Raw genomic sequence first — 4,007 nt, 5'->3', positions numbered from 1 at the left:
GTCCGCTACTTCCCGGCCCTGCTGCCGATCACCGACGAGGAGGACCCGCTCGAGGTGCTCGAGGCCGGCGGCACGCCGACGCTGCCCGAGCTGCGTCTCCACAACGGCACGATCTACCGCTGGAACCGCCCGGTCTACGACATCGCCGGGGGAGTGCCCCACCTGCGGGTGGAGAACCGATTGCTCTCCGCCGGGCCGACCGTGGCCGACACGATTGCCAACGCCGCCTTCTACTTCGGCCTGGTCCGCTCCCTTGCCGAGAGCGAGCGGCCGCTGTGGTCGCAGATGTCCTTCTCCGCGGCCGAGGAGAACTTCCACGTCGCGGCCCAGCAGGGCGTGGACGCGCAGATCTACTGGCCGGGCATCGGTCAGGTGCGTGCCACCGAGCTGGTGCTGCGCCGGCTGCTGCCGATGGCGGCCGAGGGACTGGACGCCTGGGGTGTCGAGGGCGCGGTGCGCGACCGGCTGCTCGGCATCATCGAGCAGCGCTGCCTGTTGGGCACCACGGGCGCGGAGTGGTTCGTCGCGCGGATGCGCCGGCGCGACCGAGAGGATCGGTTCGACGCGCTCCGGGCGACTTTGCTGGAGTATCGCGAGCGCATGCACACCAACGAGCCGGCGCACACCTGGGACTGATCAGGGCGCCGAGCGCCGACGCAGCCTGCTCCATTCACGCAGCACGTCGGTGCGCGGGTCGCGCCACCCTGTGCGCGTGACCACGACGAACGCCATGTCGACTCCGGCCTCCGCGCAGGCGGCGTACCACGCAGCCGACCACGCCACGTCGGCGTCGTGCAGCGCCAGCGAACCGATGCGGGTCAGCCACGCCCAGCGATGACCTGCCGCGGCGGCCGTGCGCTGGAGCAGCGCGGCTGCAATGTCGGTGCGCAGGGCCTGGTCGAGCACCTGCCCGTGCTCGACGACATGGCGAGCGACGAGGCGCCCCGGCACACCCACCTGCATCGACACCGGGGACCGACCTCGCGGATACGCCTCCTTGAATTCGAGCACCGCGCCACGGAACACCGCGTGCTCGGAGCGGGTGATCGGCGCGAACACGGGCATGGCTCCACCCTGCCCCGACTTCGACCGCGGTGCGCCGCGTCGTCCACAGCCTCCCGCCGGGGCTGCAGATTCGATACGGTGCGGAGAAGCCCGGGCGCAACGATGCGCGCCGGCACGCGAGAAGGAGACGCCATGGGCACCGTCGTTGTCGGATATGTTCCCAAGCCCGAGGGCGAAGCCGCGCTGGCCACCGCCATCTCGGAGGCCAAGCTCCGTGGCAGCAAGCTGGTGGTGGTCAACTCGCACCGCGGCGGCAACGATTTCGACCAGACCAAGGCGCGCGCCGCAGAAGGTGAGATGGACGCCGTCCGCAAGACGCTGGACGCGTCCGGCGTGGAGTACGACATCCGCCAGCTCGTCCGCGGTTTCGAGCCGGCCGAAGACCTGATCAGCCTCGCCGAGGCCAACTCGGCCGAACTCCTGGTGATCGGGCTGCGTCGCCGCTCGCCCGTCGGCAAGCTCATCCTGGGCTCCAACGCGCAGCGGATCCTCCTCGACGCCCACTGCCCGGTGCTGGCGGTCAAGGCCGACTGACCACGTCACGGCTGGGCGTCGTCGGGCAAGATGACCCCATGGCCATCCAGATCACCGGCGACCCGGGAGCCGACAAGATCCTCGACGAGTCGCCCTTCGCGCTGCTGGCGGGAATGCTGCTCGACCAGCAGTACCCCATGGAGCACGCCTTCCGCGGTCCCGCCAAGGTCATCGACCGGTTCGGCAACTTCGACCCGGCGGCCATCGCGGCCGCGGATCCGCAGGACTTCGCCGCGATGGCAGCCACCACGCCGGCCATCCACCGGTTCCCGGGGTCGATGTCGGCCAAGCTCCAGGAGCTCGCCCGCATCGTCACCGACGACTACGACGGTGACGCCTCCCGACTGTGGACCCAGGCCGCCGACGGCAAGGACCTGTTGACGCGGGTGATGGCGCTGCCGGGCTTCGGCAAGCAGAAGGCGCAGATCTTCATCGCGCTGCTCGCCAAGCAACGCGGTGTCCGGCCCGAGGGATGGGAACAGGTCGTGGGCGACTACGCGCTCGAGGGCTATCGGTCCGTGGCCGACGTCGTGGACCCCGCCTCCTTGTTGAAGGTTCGCGACTTCAAGAAGCAGAAGAAGGCGGCCGCGAAGGCCGTTGCTGCGGGCTGAGGTCGCACTGGTCGCACCCGCGCGACGCGCCCTTGCCGCACCGTTGACAGGTCGCGAACAACCGCGTGGCAGAATGACAATGCGGCTCTTGACTTGACCGGGCCTCGCCGCGCCCCGATGCCGTTTTGACGAGAGGTGTTCGTGTCCCCGCACGCACGCAAGTTGCTCCCCGCAGAGGTGCTCACGCACCCGTCCATCGTTGCGCTGATCGAGCGCGGAACCCCCACTGGGAGTGTGACTCCCAATGAAGTGCGCCAGGCCAGTGACGACGCCGCGGTCGAACCTCGCCATCTGAAGGCCCTCCTGGTGCACATCAGCGCCCTCGGCATCAGCGTGAACGTGGATGCGGCGAGCACCCGTGCGGTCGCTGCCACCTCCAGTGCCCGTAAGACGACCACCGCGGCCGCCAAGAAGACCGCCGCGAAGAAGGCTCCGGCGAAGAAGTCCGTGGCCGCCACCAGCACCACGAAGAAGTCGCCGGCAGCCAAGACCGCCGCCGACGCTCCCGCGAAGAAGACCCCGGCCAGAAAGGCCGCCGCCGCCAAGTCCGACGCGGTCGACGTGGCCGCAGACCTCGCGCCGGCCTCCGTCGGCGCCGACGGCAAGAAGCTGCTGCCCGACCTGCCGGACGAGCAGTTCGAGAAGGACGTCAAGGTCGACCCGACGATCAAGGACGACGAGAAGCAGGCTTTCACCGTCTCCGCCTCGGACGACACCGACGAGCCCGAGCAGCAGGTCATGGTTGCCGGCGCCACCGCCGACCCGGTCAAGGACTACCTCAAGCAGATCGGCAAGGTGCCCCTCCTCAACGCCGAGATGGAGGTCGAGCTCGCCAAGCGGATCGAGGCCGGCCTCTTCTCCGAGGAGAAGCTCGGCAAGGGCGGCAAGATCACCCCGAAGGTGCTCGAGGAGCTCGAGTGGATCTCCGAGGACGGCCGCCGCGCCAAGAACCACCTCCTCGAGGCCAACCTCCGCCTCGTCGTCTCGCTGGCCAAGCGCTACACCGGCCGCGGCATGCTCTTCCTCGACCTGATCCAGGAAGGCAACCTCGGTCTGATCCGAGCGGTCGAGAAGTTCGACTACACCAAGGGCTACAAGTTCTCGACGTACGCCACGTGGTGGATCCGTCAGGCCATCACCCGCGCCATGGCCGACCAGGCCCGCACCATCCGCATCCCCGTGCACATGGTCGAGGTCATCAACAAGCTCGCCCGGGTGCAGCGGCAGATGCTCCAGGACCTGGGTCGCGAGCCCACACCCGAGGAGCTCGCCAAGGAGCTCGACATGACTCCTGAGAAGGTCATCGAGGTCCAGAAGTACGGCCGCGAACCGATCTCGCTGCACACGCCCCTGGGTGAGGACGGCGACTCCGAGTTCGGTGACCTGATCGAGGACTCCGAGGCCATCGTGCCTGCCGACGCAGTCAGCTTCACGCTTCTCCAGGAGCAGCTGCACGCCGTGCTCGACACCCTTTCCGAGCGGGAGGCCGGTGTGGTCAGCATGCGCTTCGGCCTCACCGACGGCCAGCCCAAGACCCTCGACGAGATCGGCAAGGTCTACGGCGTGACGCGTGAGCGGATCCGCCAGATCGAGTCGAAGACGATGAGCAAGCTGCGTCACCCGAGCCGCTCCCAGGTGCTGCGCGACTACCTGGACTGATCCGACGTCGCCTGCCACCCGCGGGCACCCTTGCTCCGTGTGGGCTCGCCCGCGTTGGTAGGTGCGCTGCGATCAACTGGCGGCCGCCGACATGTGATCGGCCGAAGTCCATGTCGGGCGCCGCCAGTTGGTCCGGGC

General features: G+C 68.9%; 4 protein-coding genes and 1 pseudogene. 4 read left to right on the top strand and 1 reads right to left on the bottom strand.

What is annotated here, in order from left to right; genetic code table 11:
- Positions 1-636 (top strand): annotated as a pseudogene (locus RMO85_RS12525) (glutamate--cysteine ligase); the annotation flags it as partial.
- Here RMO85_RS12525 and RMO85_RS12520 read toward each other — a convergent pair.
- Entirely contained in the window at positions 637-1,065 is a 429-nt protein-coding gene (locus RMO85_RS12520; RefSeq protein ID WP_310529057.1) for a hypothetical protein, read from the bottom strand.
- A gap of 132 nt (positions 1,066-1,197) precedes the next feature.
- Here RMO85_RS12520 and RMO85_RS12515 point away from each other — a divergent pair, with 132 nt between their 5' ends.
- From RMO85_RS12515 to RMO85_RS12505, 3 genes are all read left to right on the top strand, one after another.
- Positions 1,198-1,599 carry a universal stress protein gene (locus RMO85_RS12515; RefSeq protein ID WP_310529056.1) on the top strand — a complete coding sequence of 134 codons (402 nt, stop codon included), beginning with the start codon at positions 1,198-1,200 and terminating at the stop codon, positions 1,597-1,599.
- A gap of 38 nt (positions 1,600-1,637) precedes the next feature.
- A complete protein-coding gene (locus RMO85_RS12510; RefSeq protein ID WP_310529055.1) occupies positions 1,638-2,210 on the top strand; it encodes an HhH-GPD-type base excision DNA repair protein in 573 nt (190 codons plus the stop codon).
- 135 nt (positions 2,211-2,345) lie between these two features.
- Positions 2,346-3,869, top strand: a complete 1,524-nt coding sequence (locus tag RMO85_RS12505) for an RNA polymerase sigma factor (RefSeq protein WP_310529054.1) — start codon at positions 2,346-2,348, stop codon at positions 3,867-3,869.
- Positions 3,870-4,007 lie beyond the last annotated feature (138 nt).

It is taken from the genome of Nocardioides sp., from assembly GCF_031422975.1.
Lineage (GTDB): Bacteria > Actinomycetota > Actinomycetes > Propionibacteriales > Nocardioidaceae > Nocardioides.
The sequence above is the reverse complement of the archived record's forward strand: the minus strand, read 5'-3'. Positions and strand labels throughout refer to the sequence as shown.

Excerpts from the sequence above, each read along its gene's own strand:
- RMO85_RS12515 (WP_310529056.1), top strand. The coding sequence starts at position 1,198 with ATGGGCACCGTCGTTGTCGGATATGTTCCCAAGCCCGAGGGCGAAGCC.
- RMO85_RS12510 (WP_310529055.1), top strand. The coding sequence starts at position 1,638 with ATGGCCATCCAGATCACCGGCGACCCGGGAGCCGACAAGATCCTCGAC.
- RMO85_RS12520 (WP_310529057.1), bottom strand. The coding sequence starts at position 1,065 with ATGCCCGTGTTCGCGCCGATCACCCGCTCCGAGCACGCGGTGTTCCGT.